General features: G+C 72.3%; 25 protein-coding genes. 13 read left to right on the forward strand and 12 right to left on the reverse strand.

Translation table 11 applies throughout. From position 1 onward, the window contains the following. Positions 1 to 130 precede the first annotated feature (130 nt). Positions 131 to 865 (reverse strand): triacylglycerol lipase, encoded by a 735-nt coding sequence (locus DEI84_RS13635; protein WP_258371791.1) that lies wholly within the window; start codon positions 863 to 865, stop codon positions 131 to 133. After that, positions 862 to 1650, reverse strand: a complete 789-nt coding sequence (locus tag DEI84_RS13640) for an alpha/beta fold hydrolase (RefSeq protein WP_110891248.1) — start codon at positions 1648 to 1650, stop codon at positions 862 to 864. The genes DEI84_RS13635 and DEI84_RS13640 overlap by 4 nt, the downstream gene beginning before the upstream one ends. Before the next feature lie 78 nt (positions 1651 to 1728). Here DEI84_RS13640 and DEI84_RS13645 point away from each other — a divergent pair, with 78 nt between their 5' ends. Together DEI84_RS13645 and DEI84_RS13650 are read left to right on the forward strand one after the other, a co-directional pair. Further along, positions 1729 to 2277: a dihydrofolate reductase family protein gene (locus DEI84_RS13645; RefSeq protein ID WP_110825952.1), complete on the forward strand. Its 549-nt coding sequence runs from the start codon at positions 1729 to 1731 to the stop codon at positions 2275 to 2277. Positions 2278 to 2352: 75 nt separating this feature from the next. After that, positions 2353 to 3684 (forward strand): NAD(P)/FAD-dependent oxidoreductase, encoded by a 1332-nt coding sequence (locus tag DEI84_RS13650; RefSeq protein WP_258368264.1) that lies wholly within the window; start codon positions 2353 to 2355, stop codon positions 3682 to 3684. A gap of 102 nt (positions 3685 to 3786) precedes the next feature. Here DEI84_RS13650 and DEI84_RS13655 read toward each other — a convergent pair whose 3' ends face one another. Continuing rightward, positions 3787 to 4725, reverse strand: a complete 939-nt coding sequence (locus tag DEI84_RS13655) for an SDR family oxidoreductase (protein WP_258371792.1) — start codon at positions 4723 to 4725, stop codon at positions 3787 to 3789. Positions 4726 to 4787: 62 nt separating this feature from the next. On the opposite strand from DEI84_RS13655, the gene DEI84_RS13660 reads away from it, so the two are divergent. Further along, positions 4788 to 5363, forward strand: a complete 576-nt coding sequence (locus tag DEI84_RS13660) for a TetR family transcriptional regulator (protein WP_110891250.1) — start codon at positions 4788 to 4790, stop codon at positions 5361 to 5363. A gap of 43 nt (positions 5364 to 5406) precedes the next feature. After that, entirely contained in the window at positions 5407 to 6615 is a 1209-nt protein-coding gene (locus tag DEI84_RS13665) for an acyltransferase (RefSeq protein WP_110891251.1), read from the forward strand. A 61-nt stretch (positions 6616 to 6676) separates the two neighbouring features. Here DEI84_RS13665 and DEI84_RS13670 read toward each other — a convergent pair whose 3' ends face one another. The 5 genes from DEI84_RS13670 to DEI84_RS13690 all read right to left on the reverse strand — a co-directional run bounded on the left by DEI84_RS13670 (position 6677) and on the right by DEI84_RS13690 (position 10768). Beyond that, a complete protein-coding gene (locus DEI84_RS13670; RefSeq protein WP_110891252.1) occupies positions 6677 to 7093 on the reverse strand; it encodes a DUF1801 domain-containing protein in 417 nt (138 codons plus the stop codon). A 58-nt stretch (positions 7094 to 7151) separates the two neighbouring features. Next, complete coding sequence (locus DEI84_RS13675) at positions 7152 to 8015, reverse strand: DUF2382 domain-containing protein (protein ID WP_110891253.1); 864 nt, start codon at positions 8013 to 8015, stop codon at positions 7152 to 7154. Positions 8016 to 8092: 77 nt separating this feature from the next. Beyond that, a complete protein-coding gene (locus DEI84_RS13680) occupies positions 8093 to 8860 on the reverse strand; it encodes a hypothetical protein (protein ID WP_181420466.1) in 768 nt (255 codons plus the stop codon). A gap of 124 nt (positions 8861 to 8984) precedes the next feature. Then, complete coding sequence (locus tag DEI84_RS13685) at positions 8985 to 10232, reverse strand: MFS transporter (RefSeq protein ID WP_110891268.1); 1248 nt, start codon at positions 10230 to 10232, stop codon at positions 8985 to 8987. A gap of 8 nt (positions 10233 to 10240) precedes the next feature. Then, positions 10241 to 10768 (reverse strand): helix-turn-helix domain-containing protein, encoded by a 528-nt coding sequence (locus DEI84_RS13690; RefSeq protein WP_110891255.1) that lies wholly within the window; start codon positions 10766 to 10768, stop codon positions 10241 to 10243. 103 nt (positions 10769 to 10871) lie between these two features. On the opposite strand from DEI84_RS13690, the gene DEI84_RS13695 reads away from it, so the two are divergent. Beyond that, on the forward strand, positions 10872 to 12071 hold the full coding sequence (locus DEI84_RS13695) for an FAD-dependent monooxygenase (protein WP_110891256.1): 1200 nt from the start codon (positions 10872 to 10874) through the stop codon (positions 12069 to 12071). 129 nt (positions 12072 to 12200) lie between these two features. On the opposite strand, the gene DEI84_RS13700 is transcribed toward DEI84_RS13695, so the two are convergent. After that, entirely contained in the window at positions 12201 to 13367 is a 1167-nt protein-coding gene (locus DEI84_RS13700) for a N(5)-(carboxyethyl)ornithine synthase (protein ID WP_110891257.1), read from the reverse strand. A gap of 59 nt (positions 13368 to 13426) precedes the next feature. Then, the gene (locus DEI84_RS13705) at positions 13427 to 13840 is read right to left on the reverse strand and encodes a MarR family winged helix-turn-helix transcriptional regulator (RefSeq protein WP_110825943.1); all 414 of its coding nucleotides are present in this window, start codon (positions 13838 to 13840) and stop codon (positions 13427 to 13429) included. Between the two features lie 50 nt (positions 13841 to 13890). Here DEI84_RS13705 and DEI84_RS13710 point away from each other — a divergent pair, with 50 nt between their 5' ends. Beyond that, positions 13891 to 14667: an alpha/beta fold hydrolase gene (locus tag DEI84_RS13710; RefSeq protein ID WP_110825942.1), complete on the forward strand. Its 777-nt coding sequence runs from the start codon at positions 13891 to 13893 to the stop codon at positions 14665 to 14667. Positions 14668 to 14742: 75 nt separating this feature from the next. On the opposite strand, the gene DEI84_RS13715 is transcribed toward DEI84_RS13710, so the two are convergent. Next, positions 14743 to 15612 carry a UbiA family prenyltransferase gene (locus DEI84_RS13715; RefSeq protein WP_110891269.1) on the reverse strand — a complete coding sequence of 290 codons (870 nt, stop codon included), beginning with the start codon at positions 15610 to 15612 and terminating at the stop codon, positions 14743 to 14745. Between the two features lie 179 nt (positions 15613 to 15791). Between DEI84_RS13715 and DEI84_RS13720 the strand changes: the two genes are divergently transcribed. After that, positions 15792 to 17138, forward strand: coding sequence for an MFS transporter (locus DEI84_RS13720; protein WP_110891270.1), 1347 nt, complete (start codon positions 15792 to 15794; stop codon positions 17136 to 17138). Between the two features lie 12 nt (positions 17139 to 17150). Here the strand turns inward: DEI84_RS13720 and DEI84_RS13725 are convergent, their stop codons facing one another. Beyond that, positions 17151 to 18086, reverse strand: a complete 936-nt coding sequence (locus tag DEI84_RS13725) for a DMT family transporter (RefSeq protein ID WP_110891258.1) — start codon at positions 18084 to 18086, stop codon at positions 17151 to 17153. Between the two features lie 70 nt (positions 18087 to 18156). Between DEI84_RS13725 and DEI84_RS13730 the strand changes: the two genes are divergently transcribed. The 6 genes from DEI84_RS13730 to DEI84_RS13755 all read left to right on the forward strand — a co-directional run bounded on the left by DEI84_RS13730 (position 18157) and on the right by DEI84_RS13755 (position 23447). Beyond that, complete coding sequence (locus tag DEI84_RS13730; RefSeq protein ID WP_110891259.1) at positions 18157 to 19005, forward strand: LysR family transcriptional regulator; 849 nt, start codon at positions 18157 to 18159, stop codon at positions 19003 to 19005. A 34-nt stretch (positions 19006 to 19039) separates the two neighbouring features. Next, positions 19040 to 19852: a fructosamine kinase family protein gene (locus DEI84_RS13735; protein ID WP_110891260.1), complete on the forward strand. Its 813-nt coding sequence runs from the start codon at positions 19040 to 19042 to the stop codon at positions 19850 to 19852. A gap of 69 nt (positions 19853 to 19921) precedes the next feature. Then, positions 19922 to 20152: a hypothetical protein gene (locus tag DEI84_RS13740; protein WP_110891261.1), complete on the forward strand. Its 231-nt coding sequence runs from the start codon at positions 19922 to 19924 to the stop codon at positions 20150 to 20152. Between the two features lie 97 nt (positions 20153 to 20249). Next, complete coding sequence (locus DEI84_RS13745) at positions 20250 to 21554, forward strand: ABC transporter substrate-binding protein (RefSeq protein WP_110891262.1); 1305 nt, start codon at positions 20250 to 20252, stop codon at positions 21552 to 21554. A 43-nt stretch (positions 21555 to 21597) separates the two neighbouring features. Beyond that, positions 21598 to 22554, forward strand: coding sequence for a carbohydrate ABC transporter permease (locus DEI84_RS13750; protein ID WP_110825937.1), 957 nt, complete (start codon positions 21598 to 21600; stop codon positions 22552 to 22554). After that, on the forward strand, positions 22551 to 23447 hold the full coding sequence (locus DEI84_RS13755) for a carbohydrate ABC transporter permease (protein WP_110891263.1): 897 nt from the start codon (positions 22551 to 22553) through the stop codon (positions 23445 to 23447). The genes DEI84_RS13750 and DEI84_RS13755 overlap by 4 nt, the downstream gene beginning before the upstream one ends. The last annotated feature ends 111 nt before the right edge of the window (positions 23448 to 23558 follow it).

The following is a 23558-nucleotide window of genomic DNA, read 5'->3' on the forward strand; positions in this document are numbered from 1 at the left end:
GAGGAACGGACCACCGGAGGAACGGACCACCGGAGGAGTGAGGCCCGGCGGAGTGGTGCCCGGAGGAACGGGCCCAGCGGGAGCAGCACGCCGCGGGACAGGACGCCGCGGGACCGAGCAGGTCGCCCGCTCAGTCGCCGTCCGCCGCGCGCAACACCGCGACGGCGGTCCGCCGGTCGGCGAGGATCCGGAAGTGCCCGCCGAGTTCGAGCTGCACGTTCTCCGCCCCGGCGAGCTCACACCCACCGGGGATGAGCGTGTCGTACACCCCGTACACCGAGGTGATGCGGCTGTTCGCGTCCAGCTCCCGCGCCAGCCCGGCGAGCACCGGGTCCGCCGCCCGGAAGACCCGGAGGTGCCGCACGGGCGCGAGCACCGCGTACTTCGAGCCGGCGAACGGCGTCGACACGGCGACCATGCGGTCGATCCGCCCGTGCGGATCGAGTCGGGTCATCGCGTACTTCCCGATCAGCCCGCCCTTGCTGTGCGCGACGACGAGGACGTGCTGCAGGTCGTGCTCGTCGAGGTACGCCATGACCGCCTCCGCCGACACCGGGACGGGTCGGACGTTGTGGCGCAGGTCGGTGAGCACGTGCACGGGGTGGCCGCGGTCGTGCAGGACGTCCATCAGGGGACGCATGAAGTGCCACGTCTCGTACACGCCCGGGATGACGACGACGGCCTGCCGGTCGCCGGTCCGGTAGTCGTCGGCCGTGGTCGGGCCGAGGCTCCGGACCTGCCACACCCCGGCGTAGAGCCAGTCGAGCAGTGCCCACCGCACGCGTCGGAGGAGGCCGACCCGGACGGGAGGCCCACCCGCCGACACGTCGATCGGCGCACCCGGGTGCGGGGTCGGGCCGGTCACAGCACCACTCCGTCGCGCGCCGACTCGAGCGTCTGGACCCGACGGAACTCGTCCACCAGTCGGGCGACGGCGACCGGCTGGTGTTCCTGCACGTGGTGCGGTCCGGGCAGTTCGACGAGGGCACCGCGCGTGGCGGTCTCCGCGAGCCGCACGGCCCAGTCGTGCTTCGCGACCGGGTCCTGCGCACCGCGGATGACGAGCACCGGGACGGTCAGGGCCCGGACGCCGTCGGTCATCCGGAAGTTGCGCATCGGCCGGAGTTCGCGGAGGTACTGGGGCATGCTCCGGAGGTAGTCCGAGAGGACGATCGCGTTCATCCGGGCGCCCTCGAGCAGGACGTCCACGCCGAGTGCGGCGGCGAGCCGGACGAGGGAGCGGCGGCGGTCGTCGACGACCGGACCGACGAGGACGACGGAACTGACGACGTCGGGGTGACGGAGGGCGGCCTCGACGGCGATCTGCGTGCCCATCGACTGTCCCAGGACGACGACGTCCCCCGCTCCACGGGCGGTGACCGCGCGCACGACGAGGTCGGCGTACTCGTGCTCCTCGAACCGACGGCGGCCGTACGGCAACCCGCCGAACCCGGGCAGGTCGACCGACACGGTCCGGTGCGTCCGGGACAGCGCCGTCTGCACCCGGTGGAAGGACCGGTGCGACATCCCGATGCCGTGCACGAGCACGACCGTGGGGGCGAACGAGTCCCGCACCCGACCGGCCGGCGCCATCGTCCGCAGCCGGACGGGGTGTCCGTCGACCTGGACGGTCTCCACCAGTGCACGCATCCCCCGACCCTATGCCGACCGGGCCGCAGCGCCTGGGAACCGTTCCGCTGCCGGGCTCCAGGCGCTACCCTCGCCCACATGCGGAAGGTCACTGCGGGACTGTTCACCTCGGTCGACGGCGTCGTGCAGGACCCGTACGAGTTCCAGTACGACAGCTTCGACGACGAGCTCGGTGCCGCGATGACCGCGTGGATGGCGGCCACCGACACGGTGCTGCTCGGTCGGAACAGCTACCTGGAGTGGTCCGAGTGGTGGCCAGCGCACGCGGACGACCCCTTCGGCCAGTGGATCAACCCGATCGAGAAGCACGTCGCGTCGACCACCCTCGGCGACGACCTGGCGTGGGAGAACAGCACCCGGATCCCCGGCGACGTGCCGGCGTTCGTCCGCGAGCTGCAGCGACGGGACGGAGCCGACATCGCCGTGTGCGGCAGCGTCACCCTCGTCCGGAGTCTGCTCTTCGCCGGGGTGCTCGACGAGTTGCAGCTGATGGTGCACCCGGCGATCGCCGGACACGGTCGGAAGCTGTTCGAGCCCACGGACCCGCCGACGCGGCTCCGCCTGGTCGCGAACGCCGTGACGAGCAAGGGGAACGTGCTGAGCACCTACGGGCGGTTCGACGCCTGACGGCGGTGATCCGCGCCTCCCGGCTCTTGTCCGGAGCGTGGACAGCGGGTCTGCCTGATCGGCGTACCCTTCTGGGTGGCCCAGACCGCACGACCCCCGGAGCTCACCATGCCGCAGGACACCCGCCCGCACGTCGTCGTCGTCGGCGGTGGATTCGCCGGGATCGCCGCGATGCGCGAGCTCAAGGACGCACCGGTCCGGGTGACCCTCGTCGACCGGCACGTCTACAACATGTTCCAGCCCCTCATGTACCAGGTGGCGACCGGCGGGCTGAACGCCGGTGACGTGACGTACTTCCTCCGCAGCCTCCGCGCACGCCAGGCGAACGCGGACTTCCGGCACGGGCTGCTCACCGGCATCCGGCACGACGAGCGCATCGCCGAGATGTCCGACGGCGAGCACCTGCACTACGACTACCTGATCCTGGCCAACGGCGTGAACACGAGCTACTTCGGGACGCCCGGCGCCTACGAGTACGCGTACTCGATGTACTCCCGCTCCCAGGCCCTGCGCATCCGGGACGAGCTCTTCACCCGCCTGGAGCAGGCCGCGGCGAAGCAGGGTCCGGACGAGATCCGCGTCGTCATCGTCGGCGGCGGTGCCACCGGCGTGGAGATGGCCGGTGCGCTCGCGGAGCTCCGCGACCAGGCGCTCGTCGGCGCCTACCCGGAGATCGAACGCGGCAACATCTCGATCACGCTCGTGCACCGCAGCGGCGAGCTCCTCAAGCCGTTCGCCCCGCGCCTCCGCCGGTACGCGGCCAAGATCCTCCGCAAGCGCGGTGTCGTCCTGCGCCTGAACGCCGGTGTCGAGGAGGTCCTGCCCGACGGCGTCCGCCTGGCCGGCGGCGAGGTCATCCCGGCGTCGCAGGTCATCTGGGCGACCGGTGTCGCGGCGCACAAGGAGGTCGGCAACTGGGGCCTGCCGCAGACGCACGGCGGTCGCATCCAGGTGAACGACGACCTCAGCGTGAAGGGGGTCGAGCGCATCTTCTCGGCCGGGGACATCGCCGCGCAGGACGATGCCCTCGCCCAGCTCGCCCAGCCGGCGCTACAGGGCGGCAAGCACGTCGCCGAGCAGATCAAGCGACTCGTCGCCGGCAAGCCGACCGAGCGCTTCAAGTACTTCGACAAGGGCACGATGGCGACGATCGGCACGAACGCCGCCGTCGCCCAGCTCCGCGGCGGCATCACGATGGTCGGGCCCGTGGCCTGGGCCGCGTGGGTGTTCGTGCACATCACGAGCCTGCTCGGCAACGGCAACCGCATGTCGACGCTGACCCACTTCTTCGTCCGCTACGTCTGGTTCATGCGGAAGCGCTCGATCCCGATCGTCGGCGACGTCCGCCCGGTGCGCCCGAACGGCGACCGCGAGCCGGAGCACTGGCAGCTGCAGAAGGCGGAGTAGCGCCCCGCGCGACCACGGACCGGACGGGAGGTCCGTCACCAGCGGGTGACGGACCTCCCGTCCGCCGTCCGGCCCGGTCCGTGCGGTCAGGGAACCGCGCGCTCAGTTCCGTGCGGCCGTGTAGGCGCCGGCGGCGATGTCCTCGAGCAGGGTCGGTCCGGTCGGCTGCCAACCGAGGAGATCCCGAGTGGCCGTCGACGTCGCGGCCATCTCCATCGCGTAGAACGGTCCGACGAAGCCGAAGTGGTCGACCGCCTCGGCCGGCTCGATCGTCGTCACCGGCACGCCCAGGGCGTCACCGATCGCTCGCGCGATGTCCCGGGTCGGCACGGCGTCCTCTGCGGTGACGTGCATCCGAGTGCCCGCCGGTGCACCCTCGAGGCCGAGTCGGACCAGGCGCGCGGCGTCCGTGCGGTGGACCGCAGCCCAGCCGTTCGACCCCTCGCCGATGATCGCGGCGGCCCCGTGCCGACGGGCGGCCTCGGTGATGAGCGAGACGAAGCCGGAGTCGCCGGAGCCGTGGACGGTCGGGGCGAAGCGCGCGATCACGGTCCGGACGCCCTGGTCGACGAAGTCGAGCGCACGGTTCTCACCACCGCCGCGCATGGAGTGCGGACCGACGGCCGGGTTCGGGTCCGCCTCGGTCGCGGCCCGGTCGCCGGCCAGTCGGGCCACGCCGGACGCGACCACCAACGGTCGCCCGCTGCCCACGAGCGCTTCGCCGAGGGTCTCGACGGCGGCGCGCTCGGCAGCGTCGCTGACTCCGGGGTGCGCGAAGTCGTGCTTGTTGGCGAGGTGGACGACGCCGTCGGCGGCATCGGCCCCACGGCGGAGTGCCTCGAGGTCGTCGAGGTCGCCGCGGAGGACCTCGGCGCCCTTCGCCTGGACGGCCGCGGCTGAGGTGTCGGACCTGGCGAGCCCGGTGACGCGGTGGCCGGCGGTGAGGAGCTCGTCGACGGTGGCGGAGCCGATCCAGCCGGAGGCTCCGGTGACGAACACGTGCATGATGGTGCCCTTCTCGTTGATGTCACTTGCTGACATCAAGACGGTACACCCGATGTCAGGCGCTGTCATCATGACTGGTCCGTCGGTACACTCAGAGGATGGCGAGATGGCAACCGGGCACGCGGGAGCGCCTCCAGTCGACGGCTCTGGAACTGTTCCTCGACCGGGGCTTCGAGGCCACGACGGTCGCCGACATCGCCCGTGCCGCTGATGTCACCGAGCGGACCTTCTTCCGGCACTTCGCCGACAAGCGCGAAGTCCTGTTCGCGAGCCAGGACGCCTTCATCGGGCTGTTCGTCGGACCCGTCGAGGACGCCCCGGCCGACATCCCGCCGATCGAGCTCATCGCACGGGCGCTCGACGGTGCCGGCTCGTTCTTCCCCGACGACCGCCGCGAGTGGTCCCGCCGCCGGCAGACCGTGATCGACGCCGAACCCGCTCTCGGCGAGCGCGAACTCGCGAAGCTCTCCGGTCTCGGACGCAGGCTCGCCGAGGTCCTCCGCGGGCGGGGCGTCCCCGAGCCGGCCGCTACCCTGCTGGCGCAGTCCGGTGTGACGGTGTTCCACCTGGCCTTCGCGCAGTGGATCGCCCCGGGCGAGACCCGCACCCTGCCGGAACTCGCGACCGAGCGGCTCGACGCACTGGCCGCGTCGATGGTTCGACAGCAGGCCTGACAGGCCGGAGCCGGTTCATGGACAGCGGGAGCACACTGGGACGATGACCCGGATCGCACCCCCGACGGACACCGTGCCCGTCGTCGCGCCGTCCGTACCCGCCGCGGCCGCGCCCGTGGCGGCCCCGCCAGCTCCGGCGTCGCCGCCGGGTCGCGCCCTCCCGCTGGACGGCCTCCGAACCGTCGCGATCGTCATGGTGGTCCTGTACCACCTGCACGTCCCGCAGTTCGAGGGCGGGTGGATCGGCGTCACGGTCTTCTTCGTGCTCTCCGGGTACCTCATCACGACACTGCTCCTCCGCGAGCGGCAGCGGACCGGCACCATCCGGCTCGGGTCGTTCTGGTGGAAGCGCCTGCTCCGGCTCTACCCGGCACTCGTCGCCCTCGTCGTGGCCGGACTGCTGCTCTGGAACTGGGTCGGCGACTACAAGGGCGCGTCACTCTCGGCGGGGTCGGCGGCGTTCATCGCCCTGACCTACACCGGGAACCTCTACCGCTCGTTCTGGGACACCACGCAGGGGGTCTTCGCGCACACGTGGAGCCTGTCGATGGAGGAGCAGTTCTACCTGGTCTGGCCACCGGTGCTGCTGCTCCTGCTGTCGCTCGGACGTCGTCGGCGGGCACTCGTCCTCGGCCTGTCCACCGTCGTCGTGGCGGCGTCGGCAGCGTCGTGGCTCAGCTACCGCACCCCCTCGGGCGGCTCGACCCCGGACGTGTACTTCTCCCCCGTGCTCGGCGTCGTGCCGCTCGCCACCGGGTGCGTGCTCGCGCTGCTGCTCGACGACGAGCGGTGCCGTTCGTTCGCCTCCGGCCTCGCCGGACACCTGGGCACCTGGGCGGGCGCCGCGGCGGTGGTCGGCGTGCAGTTCTGGATCGGTGACGACTGGACCGACCACGCCTGGACCTTCGGCCTGCTCATGCCGGCCACCGGACTGGCGGCGGCGGTCCTCATCGGCGGGCTGGTCTCGGTGCGGACCCCGGTGTCCGTGGCCCTGTCCTGGTCCCCGGTCGCCTGGTTCGGACGCCGGGTGTCGTACTCCGCCTACCTCTGGCACCCGCTCGTGATCGCCCTGCTCGGCACGTTCGCGATCGGCTGGTTCGGGAACGTCTGGCTCTTCGCCGCCGCCGTCATCGTGTCGATCGGGGCGGCGTACGCGATCGAGGTCCCGGTCGAGAAGCTCCGCGCGCGTGTTCGGGAGGCCCGTCGCCTGGTCGCCGAGGACCACGCCGCCCGCAGCGCCGCCGCGAGCTGACGCGGACCCGACAGCGGGGCCGGTCGGTCAGCGGCTTCGGTCGGTCAGCGGCGTCGGTCGGTCAGCGGCGTCGGCTGGCCTGGCGTCGCGTGTGGTTGTGGTCGATCGCCCGTCGCACGAGCGCCTGCAGTGCCGGGACGTCGACGTCGTCCCCCTCGGAGTACTTGATCGCGCGACGCTGGTTCCCACCGAGCTCGTCGTTGAACAGGCCGTCCGGGTCCTCGAGGGCCGCGCCGTACATGAAGCCGAGCTTCACGGCCGCCCTGAAGACGTTGCCGACGACGAGGATGCCGTCGAGCTCCCACACCGGAGCGCCCCGCCACTTCCAGGTCTCCTCGATCGCCGGGTCCACGGCCAGGACCGCGGCACGGGCGTCGGCGAGGACCGATCCGCGCCAGTCCGCGTGCGCCGCGATCATCGCATCGATGTGCTGTGCCGGCGTCGGCTCCACTGCCGGTGTCTCGTCGGTTGCTGCCATGCGCTCACGCTAGTGGTCGGCGCCCCTCCGACGCCCGCCCGGTCGTGCAGAACGCGATTCAGCGGCGGGTGGTGCCGTCCTCGTCGAGCTCGATCTCCTCGTGCGCGACGTCCTCGGAGACCTGCTGCTGCTCGGTGACGGTCTCGGTGCCGAGGCGGACGCGCTCGACCGGGACGGTCTCCTTGTCGACCACGACGCGCTCCTCGCTGAGGGTCACCTCGTGCTCCTCGTCGGACAGGGCCGGGCCGTCGGTCGCCGCGCCGACGTTGCCGTCGGTGATCGGCTCGGTCTCGAGGCGGACCTCTTCGTGCTGCACCGGCACGGTGACGGACTGCTGTTCCGTGACGACGTGCTTGCGGAGGCGGGCACGGCCGGTCTGGACCTTCTGGGTGCCGACGTCCAGGCGCTCCTCGGACCGCGTCATCGCGTCGTCCGTGTTCGCCCCGGACGTGTCGTGGCCGGCGCTGCGGTCGACGTCGGTGACGTCACCGGTCGTGCCGGAGCCGGAGGCCGTGCCTGTGGTGAGGTCCGGGTCGGTGCCGGTCGTGCCGGTCGTCGACTCGGTGCCGAAGCTGGCCGAGGTGTCGGTGCCGGTGGTGGTGCTGCTGCTGCTGCCCAGGCCGTAGTGGTCGAAGATGCGGTCCTGCTCGTCGTCGCTGAGGTCGCCGTCGGCGTCGATGCGCGGTGCGTCCTTGATGCGGTCCTTGTCGTACGCGACGCGGAGTTCGTCACCGGTCAGGTCGGCGCCCTCGAGGGGGACGAACGACTCCGAGGTGCCGAAGAGGCCGGTGGAGACGCTGGCGAACAGCGGGTGGCCGTCGGTGTTGTCGACGTAGACCTGCTTGACGGTGCCGACCTTCTGGCCGTCCGGGTCGATGACCTTGGCGTCGAAGACGCTGTTGATGTTGTTCGTGTCGATCATGGTCGTTCCCTTCGTCGTGCGGTGGTGGTGTGTCAGGTGGGTTCGTGGGGGCAGAGCGCCCGGGGCGGTGCCTCGGCTCAGCGGCCGAGACCGACGCGGTCGACCTTGCGGTGGTACCGCATGCCCGTGAGGCCGCCGAGGACCGCGCCGACCAGGCTGATGACGGCGACGACGATCACGGTGATGATCCCGGTCACGGTGAGCGTGCCCTCGTCGACCGGGATCCGCGGGAAGCTGTTGAGGTTCCCGAGGACGTTGAACTGGCTGCCCGCGACGGCGGTGATGATCGCCACGACGATCGCGATGACGACCGCCCAGATCCAGACGGCGATGCCCTGCTTCGCACCGGAGAACCGGGCCATGCGGCCGGCGACGTAGCCACCGGCGTAGTACGCGACGAACAGGATCACGGCGAGTGCGATGGCTCCGACGATGCCGACGACGTCGCCGTTCTGCGTCACGTCCTGGGCCGCGTCGTCGACGTCGCCGCCGTTCTGGCCGAGGCCGACGCCAGCGCCGACGGCGGTGAGGAGGGCCGTCAGGATGACCGCGGTGCCGGTGGCGGTGAGCCAGCCGAAGAACGCCGAGCCCCACTTGAAGCCGGCGAACTCCTCCTTCTCGCGTTCGAGGACGGTCTCACGCTGGGTCGCACCGCGCTCGGCGCGTCCGGCAGCACCCGCAGCGACGCCGTCGTTCCGTGCGTGGTCGCGTCCGTCGTTCCGGTCGTCACCGGGAGCGGCGACCGCGTGAGCGGCGTCGCCGTCGTGGTGCGTCTCGTCACGACCCGTGCCGTCGTGCGCGCCGGTGCCGCGGACGGGCCGGGTGTCGTCGTCGGGTGTGCTCATGGGTGCCTCCTGGCGGTGGTGCTCGTGCTGGTGGTCGATCCGCACGGAACGGAACTCGGGTGCGCCCGAGAGGGCTGGCAGATCCGGCACCTGGTGCGGTTCGCGGACAGTCGGGACCGGTCGGTCAGGAGCCCGCGGACTCCTCGACCGTCACGTGTCGGACGCTCCGCGTGGCGGCCGCTGCCACGGTGGCGAGGACGATGAGCGCGGCGCACCCGAGCAGGGTCTGCACCGTTCCCACGGTGTGTGCGAGCGGTCCGACGAGCGCTTCGCCGACGGGCACCGCGACGACCGAACCGACCGCGTCGTACGAGTACACGCGGGCGAGGACGTCGCGCGGCACGTTCGTCTGCAGGGACTGGTCCCAGGCGATGGAGAACACCTCGATCGCGACGCCGGCGCCGGCGAAGGCGACGACCAGCGCGACGACCGACGGGGTCAGCGCGAGGGCGAGCACGGGCACGGCGGCGACGACCATCAGTGCGACCCCGATGCCGAGTGCGTGCCGGGGTCGCCACCGGAGCGCGATGCCCGCGCCGATCGCGAGCCCCACGGAGAGCGCGGCGACGACGAGCCCCCACGCGGCCCGACCGAAGGACGCGTCCGCCACGACGGGCCCGAGGACGGCCGTCGCGCCGACGAACGCCGCGTTGAGCACCGCGAACTGCACCACGACGATCCACACCCACCGGCGGCTGGCGAACTCGCGCCACCCCTCCTGCAGGTCGGACACGACCGACCGCGACGTCCCGCTGTCCCGGTCGGCCGCTGCCGCGCCGGTCCGGGGCAGCCGCATCCGTGCGAACAACAGGCCGGCGACGGCGAAGCCGGCCGCGTCGACCGCGAGTCCCCATCCCGGCCCGACGAGGGCGACCAGGCCGGCACCCGCCGAGGCACCGAGGATGCTCCCGCCGTTGAGGCCGAGCCGGAGCATCGCGTTCGCGGGGCGGAGCATCGGCGCGGGCACGGTGTCCGGCACGAGTGCCGCCGCGGCGGGGAGGCTGACCGCCGCGACGGCTCCGTTCAGGACGCTGAGGACGACGAGGGTCGGGATGCTCGCCGACCCCGTGAGGACGAGCGCAGCCACCACGCCCTGCGTGACGGCGGCAGCGCCGGACGTCCCGACGAGGACGACGTCGCGGGGCAGGCGGTCCGCGACCACGCCGCCGAACAGCAGGACCGCGACGTTCGCCACCGACCGTGCGGCCACGACCAGCCCAAGGTCGGCCGCCGACCCGGTCAGGTCGAGCACGGCGAACGCGAGCGCGATGGGCGCGACCGCGTTGCCGAGGATGCTCGTCGTGCGGGCCGCCAGGAGCCACCGGAAGGGTGCGTGCCGGAGCGGACCGAGACGGTCGACCGTGGTGCTCACCGTCGTGCTCACCGTCGTCGCACCGGGAACAGCGCCGCCGTCATCGACACCGGCTGGGTGCCGGGTGTCCGCGGCGGGCGTGCGGCGGCGTGCAGGAGGGCGGCGGTCTGCCCGACGTGGTGCACCACGCGGCGCCACGTCTCCGGGTCCACCCAGAGTTCGGCGTCGGCGGACATGCCGGGGCCGTCGACCTGGTCGAGGGCTCGCCGCCGGAGCTCGTCCGCGACCAACCCGAGGTAGGCGACGCGCTCCTCCGCCGTGTCCGGGTCGAGCGGGTGCACGTCGTGGACGTCGAACGGCACCGACGACGCCTCGTGCCGGTAGCGCTTGGCGTCACCGCCCCGGAGCCGGACGACCTCGACGACCCGGACGAGTCCGGCACGCTCGAGCACGCGCAGGTGGTAGCTCGCCGTCGCCTGCGAGAGCCCGAGCTCCCGGCCGGCTTCGGCGGCGCTCATCGCGACGCCGGTCAGGAGCGAGAGCAGTCGCAGGCGGACGGGGTGAGCGGTGGCGCGGAGCTCGTCGATGGCGGACACGGCGTCATGGTGACACTCGCGAGGCGGCACCGTCAAAGGGCTCTTTGGGGGTCGTGGTGGCGTTCCCGGCAACCGGTGGTCCGGCCGTGCGTAGGCTCGGCCCGTGACCACGGACACCACGGACGTCCTCGTCGTCGGCGGCGGACCGGTCGGCCTGTTCCTCGGCGCGCTCCTGGCGGCCAGGGGAACCGCCGTGCAGGTCTGGGAGCGCCGGACCACCGACCCGGTCGGCTCGCGGGCGATCGGGATCCACCCGCCGTCGCTCGACGCGTTCGCCGAGGTCGGGTTGGCCGACACGGTGCTCGCGGAGGCGGTCCTCGTGCGGACCGGGGTCGCCCGGAGTCGCGGTCGGGTCCTCGGCACGCTGTCGTTCGACGGCGCGTCCGACACGCACCCGTACGTGGCGACGCTCGACCAGCACCGGACCGAGGTGCTCCTCCGCGACCGGCTCGATGCCGGTGCACCCGGAGCACTCCGGACCGGCACCGCACTCGTCGGGCTCACCCGGCACCGCGACCACGTGGACGCGACCGGCACCGACCGCGACGGCCGACCGGTCGAGGTCCGCGCGTCCTTCGTCGTCGGCGCGGACGGCGCCCGGAGCCTGGTCCGCGACCTGCTCGGCATCGGGACGACCGGCCGGGACTACCCGGACCGCTACGTGATGGGCGACTTCGCCGACCCCGAGGACGCGGACGCCCGTTCGGCCGCCCTCGTCGACGTCGGCGCGGCGGGCGTGGTCGAGTCCTTCCCGCTCCCCGACGGCCGCCGACGGTACGTCGTGCTCCTCCCCCGGGACGACGCCCTGGCGGACCCGGCCGTCCCCGCGGCCGCAGCCGACGCGCCGGAGGCGGACCGGGCCTCCCGGCTGGCGGCGATCGTGCGGAACCGCACGGGTGTCGCGCCGGACCCCGCCACCTGCTCGATGCTCAGCGCCTTCCGCGTGCGTCGCCGCACCGCGGACCGCGTCGGACTCGGCCGGGTGGTCCTGGTCGGCGACGCGGCCCACGAGATCAGCCCGATCGGTGGACAGGGCATGAACCTCGGGTGGCTGGACGCGGCCGACCTGGCACCGGTCCTCGCCGACGCGGTGCGCACCGGTGCGGCCGGACCATGGCCGGTCTACGCGCGCCGGCGGCAGGCCGCCGCACGACGGGCCGGACGGCAGGCGGAGGCGAACATGGCCCTCGGCCGCGCGGTCCCCGACGTGGTCGGCGTCGGCCGGGAGGCGCTGCTCCGGTCCGTCCTGGCGCTCCCGACCGCGCGTGCCCTGGCCCGGCTGTACGCGATGGCCTGGGCGTAGTCGACCTCCCGTCCGTCCGACGGGCCTGCGAGACGGGCCCGTCCGAGCGGAACGCCGCCGAGTGGTCGGGACGCCGCGGGAGGTGGCGGCGCCTCGGAGCCATCGAGGCGTCCCGAGCAGACGCCGCCGTCAGGCGGTGACCGTGTGCGGGTAGGCGGCCGCGCGGCCCTGGAAGGCGAGGATCGCCTCGTTGCGGACCTGCCCGTGCTCGATCTCGATCGCCCGACGGATCGTGTCCGACTCCGCCCACGCCGACGGACCCGACATCACCGTCCGGAGGAACGGCATCAGCGCCTCGCTGATCTCCCACGTCGACGAGTTCCAGAGCAGTGACGGGCTGTGGTCGACGGCGTAGTAGTTCGTCGACCCGCCGACGGTGACCATGGGCTCGGCGAACGACGTCGGCCGTGCCCAGCTGAAGCCCATCCCCTCGTCGATCGAGACGTCGACGACCAGGCTCCCCGGGCGGAAGGCCTCGAGGTCCTCGGTGCGGAGGTAGGTCAGGGGCGCGTTCGGGTCCTGGAGCGTGCAGTTCACGACGATGTCGTTCCGCGCCAGGTACGGCGCGAGCGGGACCGAGCCCTCCCGGGTCCGGACCGTGCTGCCCGTCGGTGCGTCCTCGTCGTGCTCGATCTGCAGGATGTCGACGGACGGGATCGGCGACCCGACGGCGGCGATGTCGCGGTTCGTGAGGACGCGGACGTCGTGGATGCCGTGGGCGTTGAGGGCGGTGACGGCCCCACGGGCGGTGGCACCGAAACCGATGACGACGGCGGTGAGCCGACGCCCGTAGTCCCCGGTGGAGCCGCAGAGCTGCAGCGCGTGGATCACCGAGCAGTACCCGGCGAGCTCGTTGTTCTTGTGGAAGACGTGCAGGCCGAAGCCGCCGTCGGCCCGCCAGTGGTTCATCGCCTCCCAGGCGATCAGGGTCAGGCGCTTCTCGATCGCGAGCTGCGTCAGCGCCTGGTCCTGCACGCAGTGCGGCCACCCCCAGAGCACCTGGCCGTCCCGCAGGTCGGCGAGGTCCGGTGTCTGGGGCTTCGGCAGGAGCACGACGTCGGCGGTGGCGACCACCTCCGCACGCGTGGCCATCGCTCCGACGAGGGGTTCGAGCTGCTCGTCCGGGACGCCGAAGCGATCGCCGTACCCGCGCTCGAGGACCATCCTGGCGCGGAGGTCGGGGTCGATGCGTTCGACGTGTGCGGGGTGGATCGGCAGGCGACGTTCATCGGCCTTCCGGGAGACAGCCAGCACCCCGAGCCGGAGCAGGTGGGGTGTCGGCGTGGTTTCGGTCATGGTGCACTGTACGGTCCGCACGGTCGAGGGCCCCGCGTACCCGGACGCGGGGGGGCCGTTCACTCCGCCGCGGTGAGAGCAGCCAGCGCGCGCTCCAGGTGGCGCCGACCCGCGTCGTCCAACGGTGCGAAGAGCTCGTCGAGCACGTGGACCGCGATCGCGTGGCCGTCGTCGAGCGCTGCGCGGCCGGCGTCCGTCAGGGTGTGCACGAGACGGCGCCCGAGTCCCGCCGACCGTTCGATGAGGCCGCGTTCGACGAGCCGTGTCGCGAGCGTGCCGAACGCCTGGTCGCTCTGGAACGTGGCGACGGCGAGGTCGTGGCCGGAGGCTCCGGGCATCCGGTCGACCGCACGGAGCGCGTCCCACTGCACGAGGCTGACCCCGACGTCGCGGAGCGCAGCGTCCATCGTCCGGTGGTTCCGGTACTGCGCCCGCTTGAGCATCTGTCCGAGCAGTTCGAGGTCCGTCGCCATGGTGCTACGGTATCAACATCATTACATCAACATGTTGAGACAGGTGGACCATGACCAGCACCCTCCCCACTGACCTCCCCGTCGACCAGGACGGCGACCCCGCCGCGCGGATCGCCCTGGTCCTCCACGGCGGCGGTGGCCCGCAGACCGTCGCACCGATCGTCGGGCACCTCGCGGCGACCATGCACGCCGTCGCGCCGACCCACCCCGGCTGGGACGGCACCGCCCGGCCGGAGGCCATCGCCTCGGTCGCCGACCTCGCGCACGCGTACCTCGACCACCTCGTCGACCGCGACGAGCACGACGTCGTCCTGATCGGTTCGTCGATCGGCGGGTGGGTCGCCCTCGAGATGGCCGTCCAGGCGGCCGCCGATGACCGGTACCGCGGACGGATCGGTGCCGTCGTGGTGATCGACGGCGTCGGCGTCGTGGTGGACGGTGAGCCGATCGCCGACTTCTTCGCCCTCGACGCCCGCGGACTGGCCGAGGTGGCATGGCACGACCCCGAGCGCGGGTACCGGGACCCGGCCGGCTCCACCGACGAGCAGCGCGCGGTCCAGCAGGCGAACGGCCGCACCATGGCTGCCGTCGCCGGCACGAGCATGAGCGACCCGACGCTCCTCGGCCGTCTGGGGGCGGTGGACGTCCCGACCCTCGTCGTGTGGGGTGCCAGTGACCGCGTCGTCACGCCCGCGTACGGCAGGGCCGTCGCCGCAGCCGTTCCCGGTGCGCAGTTCGTCGAGGTCCCGGCGGCCGGGCACCTCCCGCACCTGGAGGCCCCGGACGCGACGTGGGCGGTCATCGACCCGTTCCTGCGCCGGTCCTGATCGGGCGCTCCGCACGCCCTGGCGTCGGTCTCGCCCTGGGGCTGGTGTGCGGGCGGCGGCGGCCGCGGCCGCGGCTCAGGCCACCAGGGCCGCTCCCGCGAAGCCGAGCTCGACGACGAGCACGAGCGACGACGCGATCACCAGGCGGAACAACGTGCGGGTCGGCGGCCCGGTCAGCACGAGTCGCACCCCGACCGCTGCCAGGACGACCACGACGACCGCACCCAGCACGGCCAGCACAGCGCCGACCCCGCGGACCGGGTCGTCGCCGCCGAGCTGGCCGACGAGCACCAGGACGGCCGCGACGACGAGCGAACCGAACGCGACGACCCCGGACGCGTGCAGGCCGAGCCGGTGCGGGAAGCCGCGCACCCCGGTCGCCTCGTCGTCGACGAGGTCGGGCAGGACGTTGGTGCAGTGGATCGCGACGCCGAAGACCGCACCGGTCGCGATCGCCCACGCGGCGGGCCACCTGACGTCGGGCCCCGCCGCGATCGCGACGACCGGGAGCAGCCCGAACGCGACGACGAACGGCGCGACCGACCAGACCGTGCGCTTCAGGCCGGCGTCGTACGCCCACCCGGCCGCGACGAGGACCACGTGTGCGACCGCGGCGACCGGCCCGAGGAACAGCGACAGCACGACGGCGATGCCCGCGGTGACGACGGCGGCGGCGCGGACCGTCCCCACGGCGATGAGCCCCCGGGCCACCGGCTTGTCGCTCCGCCCCACGGCTCGGTCACGGTCGGCGTCGATCCAGTCGTTGGCGAGCCCGATCGAGAGCTGGCCGGCGACCACGGCGAGCGCCACGAGCACGACGGTCCCCACCGGGTGCCCCACCGCGGCGGCGAGGACGGTGGCGAGGACCGTCACCGTCACAGTCGGGCCGGGGTGCGAGGACGCGACGAGCAGGCGGACGGTCGAGGGCCTGCGCGGAGGGGTCACCGTGCCAGCGTACGGAGCGGGCGCGTGCTCGGTCGCCACGAGCCATGCCACCGGGCAGTGCGACGGCCGGCGGTCCCCCTCGTGGGGTCCGCACACGGAGAACCTGGACGAGCACACGACCACCTCCGGCCTAGGGTCCGATGGGCGTCGACCACGGGGCGCACGCGGGAGGGATCACCATGACCACGACGAGCATCCCGGCCGGACGGCGGGGGTTCCTGCGCCGGATGACCTTCGCCTGCGCGTGGGGCGAGGGCCTGGACGGGTTCGACCTCGGCGTGATCAGCGTCGCCCTGCCCGCCATCACCGTGGCGCTCGGCCTGGACCCGGTGCTCGCAGGACTCATCGGTGCGAGTTCACTGATCGGCATCTTCATCGGAGCGCCGCTCGCCGGCTGGCTCACCGATCGGTTCGGCCGCAAGCGCGTCTTCACGATCGACGTGCTGGCGTTCATCGTCCTCGGTCTCGCGCAGGCGTTCGTCGCCGACGGCTGGCAGCTGTTCGTCGTCCGGGTACTGCTCGGGGTCGCGATCGGCGCGGAGTACGCGATCGGTGCCGCGATGCTCGCCGAGTTCGCCCCCGCGAAGGACCGCGGCCGGCGGCTGTCCGGGTTGCTCGTGTGTTGGTACGGCGGCTACCTGATCGCCGTCGTCACCGCCTACGTGATGATCGACGCGTTCGGCCTGAGCTGGCGGTGGGTGCTCGTGACGAGCGCGCTGCCGGCCGTCGTCACCGCCGTCGCCCGGATCAGGTTCCCGGAGTCGCCGCGGTGGCTGCTCGCCCGCGGCCGGGTGGACGAGGCACGGACGATCGTCGCCGAGCACCTCGGCGGCGACGCGTACTTCCGCGACGAGCAGTACGCGGCGGAGCAGCAGAAGGCCGGCGGGTACCGCGTCCTGTTCTCGAAGGAGAACCGGCAGCGTCTCGCGTTCATCTCCCTCTTCTGGGCGTGCAACGTCGCGCCCTACTTCGCGATCTTCACGTTCGCCCCGACGGTGCTGAAGTCCCTGCAGCTGCACGACGAGGCCGCGGGCACGATCACGGTGAACGCGATGGCGGCGGTCGGAGCACTCGTCGGCATGCTCACGATCGAGCGGCTCGGTCGTCGCCGGCAGCTGATCCCGCCGTTCTGGATCATGGCCGTGGCGCTCGCCGTCGTCGGACTGTGGGGATCCGCGCCCGGCGTCGTCGTCGTGCTGTGTTTCGCGGTGTTCTCGTTCATGAACGCCGTGCAGGGCAATCTGACCGCGGTCTACCCGATCGAGGTGCTGCCGACCGAGGTCCGCTCCACCGGCGTCGGGTTCGCCGCCGCGTGCAGCCGCATCGGCGCGGCCGCGGGGACGTTCCTGCTCCCGGTCGGCATCTCGACGATCGGCATCGGTGCGTGCATGCTCATCGCCGCGGCCGTCTGCGTCGCCGGCGGGATCCTGTCGCAGGTCATGGCACCCGAGACGACGGGCAAGGGGCTGCACGACACCAGCACGCAGCCGCTCCGGCAGCAGACGCCGTCCGCCGCAGGGCGCTGACGCGCGGGCTCGTCACCGACCGGCCGCCGCCGCCCCTTGCTCACCGGCCGGCGCCGGAACCGACCGACGCCGCGACCTGATCAGGCCCGACGCCAGGGCGATGCCGAGGAGCACGACGAGACCGCCCACCGGCTCGTTCCACCGCAGCGGCTCCCCGAGCACGAGGACGCCGAGTGCGACCCCGACGACCGGCGTCAGGTAGGTCACGGTGGAGGCGCGCCCGGCACCCCAGGCCCCGACCAGCCGGGTGTTCCACGCGTACGCCAGCCCCGTGCCCACCGCGCCGAGCGCCACCATCGCGGCTCCGATCCTCCAGTCCAGCCGCACCGGACCGGTCGCGATGACGGGTGCGACCAGGAGCATGAGCACCGCGGCGAGCGTCAGCTGCACCGTCGCGACGGTGGTCGGATCGATCCCGCCGCCGACGCCGAAGCGGCGGAGCCACGCGAGGCCGATGCCGTAGGACGCCGTCATGCCGAGGAGCGCGAGCTGTCCCGGCACGCTCGCCAGGACCTCCGGGTCGCCGAGCACGTCCCAGGGACCGACGAGCACGAGGACCCCGACGATGCCGAGCACGATCCCCCCGACCTGCCGCCGGTCCAACCGCTCGGTCGGCACCAGGACGGCCAGCGCGAGCAACGTCATGATGGGCGTCGTCGCGTTGTAGATGCTGGCGAGCCCGGACGGCACGGTCTGCTCGGCCCACGCCATGAGGGACGACGGCACGGCGTTGAGGAACACCGCGACGACGAACAGGTGCCCCCACAGCCGCCGTTCACGCGGCCACCGCCGGCGCGTGACGAGCAGCACGACGACGAGCGTCAGTGCGCCGAGCACGGTGCGGACCGTGGCGACCTGCTGGGGCGCCAGGCCCTCGAGCCCGATCTTCGCGAAGAAGAAGCTCGAGCCCCACGTGAGGGCGACGAGGACGTAGAGGAGGGCGTTCACGAGGCCTAGTCTCGGGAGTGTCCGGTCATGCGGCAAACGCATGACGCTCATGCCGTCATGAAGGAAGCGCATGCCCGTCTCGCTCCCCCAGCTCCGCGCGTTCGTCGCGACCGTCGACGCCGGCTCCTTCACCGCGGCCGCGCTCGCGCTCGGTGTCGGGCAGTCGGCCGTCTCGCACGCGGTCGCCGGACTCGAACGCGAGGTGGGCGGCCCGGTCGTGCTCCGCGGCGCCGCCACCGCGCCGACGCCGCTCGGCGACCGCCTGCTCGCCCACGCCCGGAGCGTGCTCGCCTCGGTCGACGCCCTGGAGGCCGTGGTGCGGCCCGCCCCGGCACGCGGCACCGTGCGCCTCGCCGCCGTCCCGACGGTGTGCCAGGGGCTGCTCCCCCGGCTCCGCGAGGTCTGGACGGTCACGCTGCCGGACGTCGACGTGCAGGTGTACGAGGGCGACGACGACGAGATGCCGGAGTGGCTCGAAGCGGGCACGGTCGACGCCGCGGTGCTCGTCGACCCGACCGCGGTACCGGACGGCGGGGTCGTCGTCGCACAGGACGAGATGGCCGCCGTCGTCCGCCGGGACCACCCGCTGGCCGAGCTCCCGGCGCTGACCCTCGACGACCTGCACGAGGACGGCCTGGTCGCGGGCGGCGGTGGCTGCGAGCACCAGATCCAGCTCATGCACGAGCGGGCCGGACAGCCGTTCCGCTACGCCCACCGCGTGCGGGAGATGAGCACGATGTTCGGCATGATCCAGCGCGGCGAGGGCGTCTCGATCGTGCCGACGCTCGGCCGCGTGATGCTGCCGCCGGACCTCGTCATGCTGCCGATGTCGCCCGGGTACCAGCGGACGCTGGTGCTGAGCGGGCCGTCCTCGCGGCCGTGGCACCCCCTCGCCCGGGCGCTGGTCGACGCCGTCTGAACCCGGAGTCGTTCCCGGTCGGCAGGATGGGGTGATGGCCTCGACGCACACGAAGACCTTCACGGACCCGGACGAGGCCGCCGCCGAGGCAGCCGGCCTCGAGTGGCTCGCCGAGGCCGAGGAGACCGGTGGCACCCGGATCGCCCGCGTCCTGGGGCGCCCGCACCCGACCCTGCTCGAACTGGAGCTCATCGCGGACGGGACGCCGACCCGTGCGCAGGCGGCGCGCTTCGGTCGCTCGCTGGCCCACACGCACGCCGCCGGTGCCGCGCACTGGGGTGCCCCGTCGCCCGGGTTCCCGGCGAACGGTCCGCTGCGGATGGGCCGCTCGCGCACGCCGTTCGTCCCCGCGTCCGAGGCCCCGTCGTCCTGGGGTGCGTTCTTCGCCGAGTACCGGATCCGGGACTTCGTCGAGCGGATCGTCGACGCCGGCGGGTACGACGGTGCCGAGGCCGACGTGTTCGAGCGGGTCTGCGACCGCCTGGAGGACGGCTCGCTCGGGTCCCCGCAGCCGGCGCTCGTCGGGGAGGGTCCGGCCCGACTGCACGGCGACCTCTGGGCGGGGAACGTGCTCTGGCCGCGGGCGGCGGACGCACCGACCGGTGCCATGCTCATCGACGCGACCCCGCACGGCGGTCACGCGGAGACGGACCTGGCGCTGCTGGCGCTGTTCGGCCTCCCGGAGCTCGGGACCGTGTTGGCCGCGTACGACGAGGAGTCGCCGCTCGCGCCCGGGTGGCAGGACCGCGTGGCGCTGCACCAGCTCGCCCCGCTCCTGCTCCACGTGTTCCTGTTCGGTGGCTCGTACACCGACGCCGCACTGCGCGCCGCCCGCCGCTACGCCTGACGGCCCGGACCGCATCCACGCCGTCGCGACCGTGCCGAGCTGACCCGTGCCCGGGCGTGGCACGGACAGGTGGACCTCCGCGACGTCGAACCCGACGAGCGCAGGAGCATCACCGGGCAGAGCGGCTGGTCGCTCGCCCTCGTCACGGGGGCAGGACGCCTCGGGGTGATCGCGCGTCCCGCCCTGGGATCGCCGCTCCGCGCGAGCGCCCGGAAGCAGGACGACCTCATGCGGGCCGTCCGGTCCCTGCGGCAGGAGCTCCAGCACACGCCGGCACCCCGCGGCTCGTCCCTCCCGTGACCCTCCCCGGAGAACGCTGCCGCGGCGTTGACTTTGCGTTTACAGCGCTGTAAAACTGGGCTGGCGCGACGGAGCGCGAAAGGGAGTGACCATGGGCATGGGCAGCACAACGGCACGATCGGCTCTCAGCCGGCGCGGGTTCCTCGCCGGCGCGGTCGGCGGGCTCGGGCTCGGCACACTGGCGCTCGCCGGGTGCTCGGCCCCCTCGGCCGGTAGCACCGCGGCGGGCGGCAGCACCCTGCGCTTCTACGAGCAGAAGCAGGAGGTCATCGCCTACTTCGACGACCTGCTCCGCCGCTTCGAGCGCGAGAACCGCGGCGTGCGGGTCGTGCACGACAGCACCGTCGCCATCGCCCCGCAGTTCGTCCGCGGTGAGCCGGCCGACGTCGGCTGCTTCAACGACAACCTCGAACTCGCGCGCTACATCGAGCGCGGGGTGCTCCGTGACCTGAGCGACCTGCCCTCCGCCGGTCGGGTCCGGAAGAGCATCGACGGCCTGACGAACCAGTACGCGAAGTACGAGGACCGCACGAGCGTGCTGCCGTTCTCGCTCGCGGCCGCCGGCGTCATCTACAACAAGCGCATCTTCGACGAGCAGGGCCTGCCGGTCCCGACCACCTGGGACGAGTTCGTCGACGTCTGCACCGCGCTCCAGGAGGCCGACATCACCCCGGTCTACGCGACCGACCGGGACACCTGGACCCTCTGGCAGGGCCTGTTCGACTACTCGGTCGGGAGCCTGGTCGACACCGGCTCGTTCTTCCGGAAGATGAAGGCCCTCGGGACCGACGTCGGGCCGGACGCCGAGGTGTCGTTCGAGAAGGACTTCGCCCTCCCGATGGAGCGCGCGAAGACGATCTCGTCGTTCTTCAACCCCGACCACGCCACCCGCTCCTACGCGGACGGCAACCTCGCCTTCGGACAGGGCAAGGCGGCGATGTACCTGCAGGGACCGTGGGCGCTCAGCCAGATCGCCCTCGTCGACGAGGACCTGCCCGTCGGGACCTTCGCACTCCCGGTCTCGAACGACCCGGGTGACCGGAAGGCACGCGTCAACATCGACCTCGGCCTCTGGATCCCGACCACCACCCCGCACCTCGAGCAGGCGCAGGAGCTCGTCGAGTTCCTCATGCAGCCCGACGTGATCAACGCCTACAACCTGGACAACCTCGCGTTCTCGACCACGGAGGACGCCGCCCCGCAGACCGACGAGCGCATCCAGGGACTGCAGCAGTACGTCGACGACGGCGCGTTCTACCAGGGTGCCGGCACCTTCATCCCCACCTCCATCCCGCTCGGCAACTACCTGCAGACCGCCATCCGCAGCGGCGACTTCGATTCGATGCTGCGGCGGCTCGACACCGACTGGCGACGACTCGCCGGCCGCTCGGCAACGGTCTGACCGGCGCGACCAGGAACAGCCGGACCGGACCCCAGGAGCGATCATGACCATGCAGACCCCCCTGACCCCCGAGACCGAGGACCCCCGTCCCGGCCCCGCCACCGCAGCGACCCGCGTCCACCGCCGCGTCGGCTCCCTGCACCGCACCGAGGGCATGTACTACCTGTTCCTCGTGCCCGCCCTCGTGCTGTTCACGGCGTTCGTCGTCGCGCCGGCATGCGTCGGCATCTTCTACAGCTTCACGGACTACCTCGGGTTCGGGCAGTGGCACTTCCTCGGCATCGAGAACTACCGCGCACTCGTGTCCGACCCGGCGATCCTCGGGTCGTACGGGTTCACGCTCGGCTTCGCGGTGGTGACCGTCATCGTCACGCAGACGATCGCGCTGTCGCTCGCCATCGCCCTGTCCAAGCGGGTCCGTTTCGCCGCGGGTCTGCGGTCGGTGTTCGTCATCCCGATGGTCGTGTCCGGCATCATCGTCGCCTACGTCTTCAACTACCTGTTCTCGAACACGTTGCCGGCCCTGGCCACGTCGGTCGGGTTCGGCCCGCTCGAGCAGAGCATCCTCGGCGACCCGAACCTGGCGTGGCTCGCCATCGTCATCGTCTCGGCGTGGCAGACCATCCCGGGCGCGCTCCTCATCTACACCGCCGGACTCACCTCGATCCCGGCCGACGTGTACGAGGCCAGCTCCCTCGACGGCGCCGGGACGTGGAAGCAGCTCCGGTCGATCACCCTGCCGCTCATCGGTGGCTTCATCGTCATCAACACCGTGCTCGGCGTGAAGGGCTACCTCGGCGCCTACGACGTCATCGTCGGCCTGACGAACGGCGGGCCCGGCTCCGCGACGAGCAGTGTCGCGATGACGATCTTCACCGGCTTCACCAGCGGTGACTACGCCTACCAGATGGCCAACGCGACCGTCTTCTTCATCATCACCGTCCTCATCTCGGTCCTGCAGCTCGCAGTGACGCGCGGAAGGAACCTCCGACTCGCATGAGCGCCATCGACACCCGGTCCCCGGCCACCGCAGCCGCCCGCACCACCCCCGACCAGCCGCGCCGCCGCCGCCTCGAGCGCGTCAACTGGCCGCTGACGATCATCCTGGCGCTCGCGTCCCTGACCGTCCTCGTCCCGCTGTACGTCACGGTCGCCATGGCGTTCAAGACGAGCGCGCAGGCGGTCGACGGCAACGCGCTGTCCCTGCCGACCCCGTTCAACCCGGCGAGCTTCGCCGAGGCGTGGGCGCTCACCCGCTTCCCGGTCTCGTTCTCGGTGTCGCTCGGCGTCGCCGCACTCACCGTCGTCGCGACGCTCCTGCTCAGCTCGTTCGCCTCGTACGCCATCGTCCGGAACTGGCACCGCCGCTTCTTCCGCTGGTCGTTCGTGTACCTGCTCGCGGCGATGTTCCTGCCGTTCCCGGTCGTCGCGCTCCCCCAGATCAAGCTCACCGCGATGATCTCGCTCGACAACCCCATCGGCGTCGCGATCCTGCACGCCATGTTCCAACTGTCGTTCAGCGTGCTGCTCTACTCGGCGTTCCTGCGCTCCATCCCGGTCGAACTCGAGGAGAGCGCCCGCATCGACGGCGCCTCCACGTGGCAGATCTTCTGGCGCATCATCCTGCCGCTGCTCGGACCGATGAACGCGACCGTCGGCATCTTCGCCTTCCTCGCCTCGTGGAACGACTTCATGATGCCGTCGCTCATCACCGCGGACCCGGGGCTGCAGACGCTGCCCGTCGTGCAGAACATCTTCCAGAGCCAGTTCGGCACGAACTACAACGTCGCGTTCGCCTCGTACCTCATGGCGATGGCGCCGACCGTCATCGTCTATCTGTTCGCGCAGCGCTGGGTGATCAGCGGCGTGACGCAGGGCGCCGTCAAGAGCTGAACCGAGCCTCCAGACCGACACCGGCCGGAACGGCCGAGACAGGACCACCAGCGTGACCACACCCCCTCCCGGCCCCCTGCCCACCATCCTGTCTCTTATACACATCTCCGA

Origin of the sequence: Curtobacterium sp. MCBD17_023 (assembly GCF_003224415.1) — a bacterium.
Lineage (GTDB): Bacteria > Actinomycetota > Actinomycetes > Actinomycetales > Microbacteriaceae > Curtobacterium.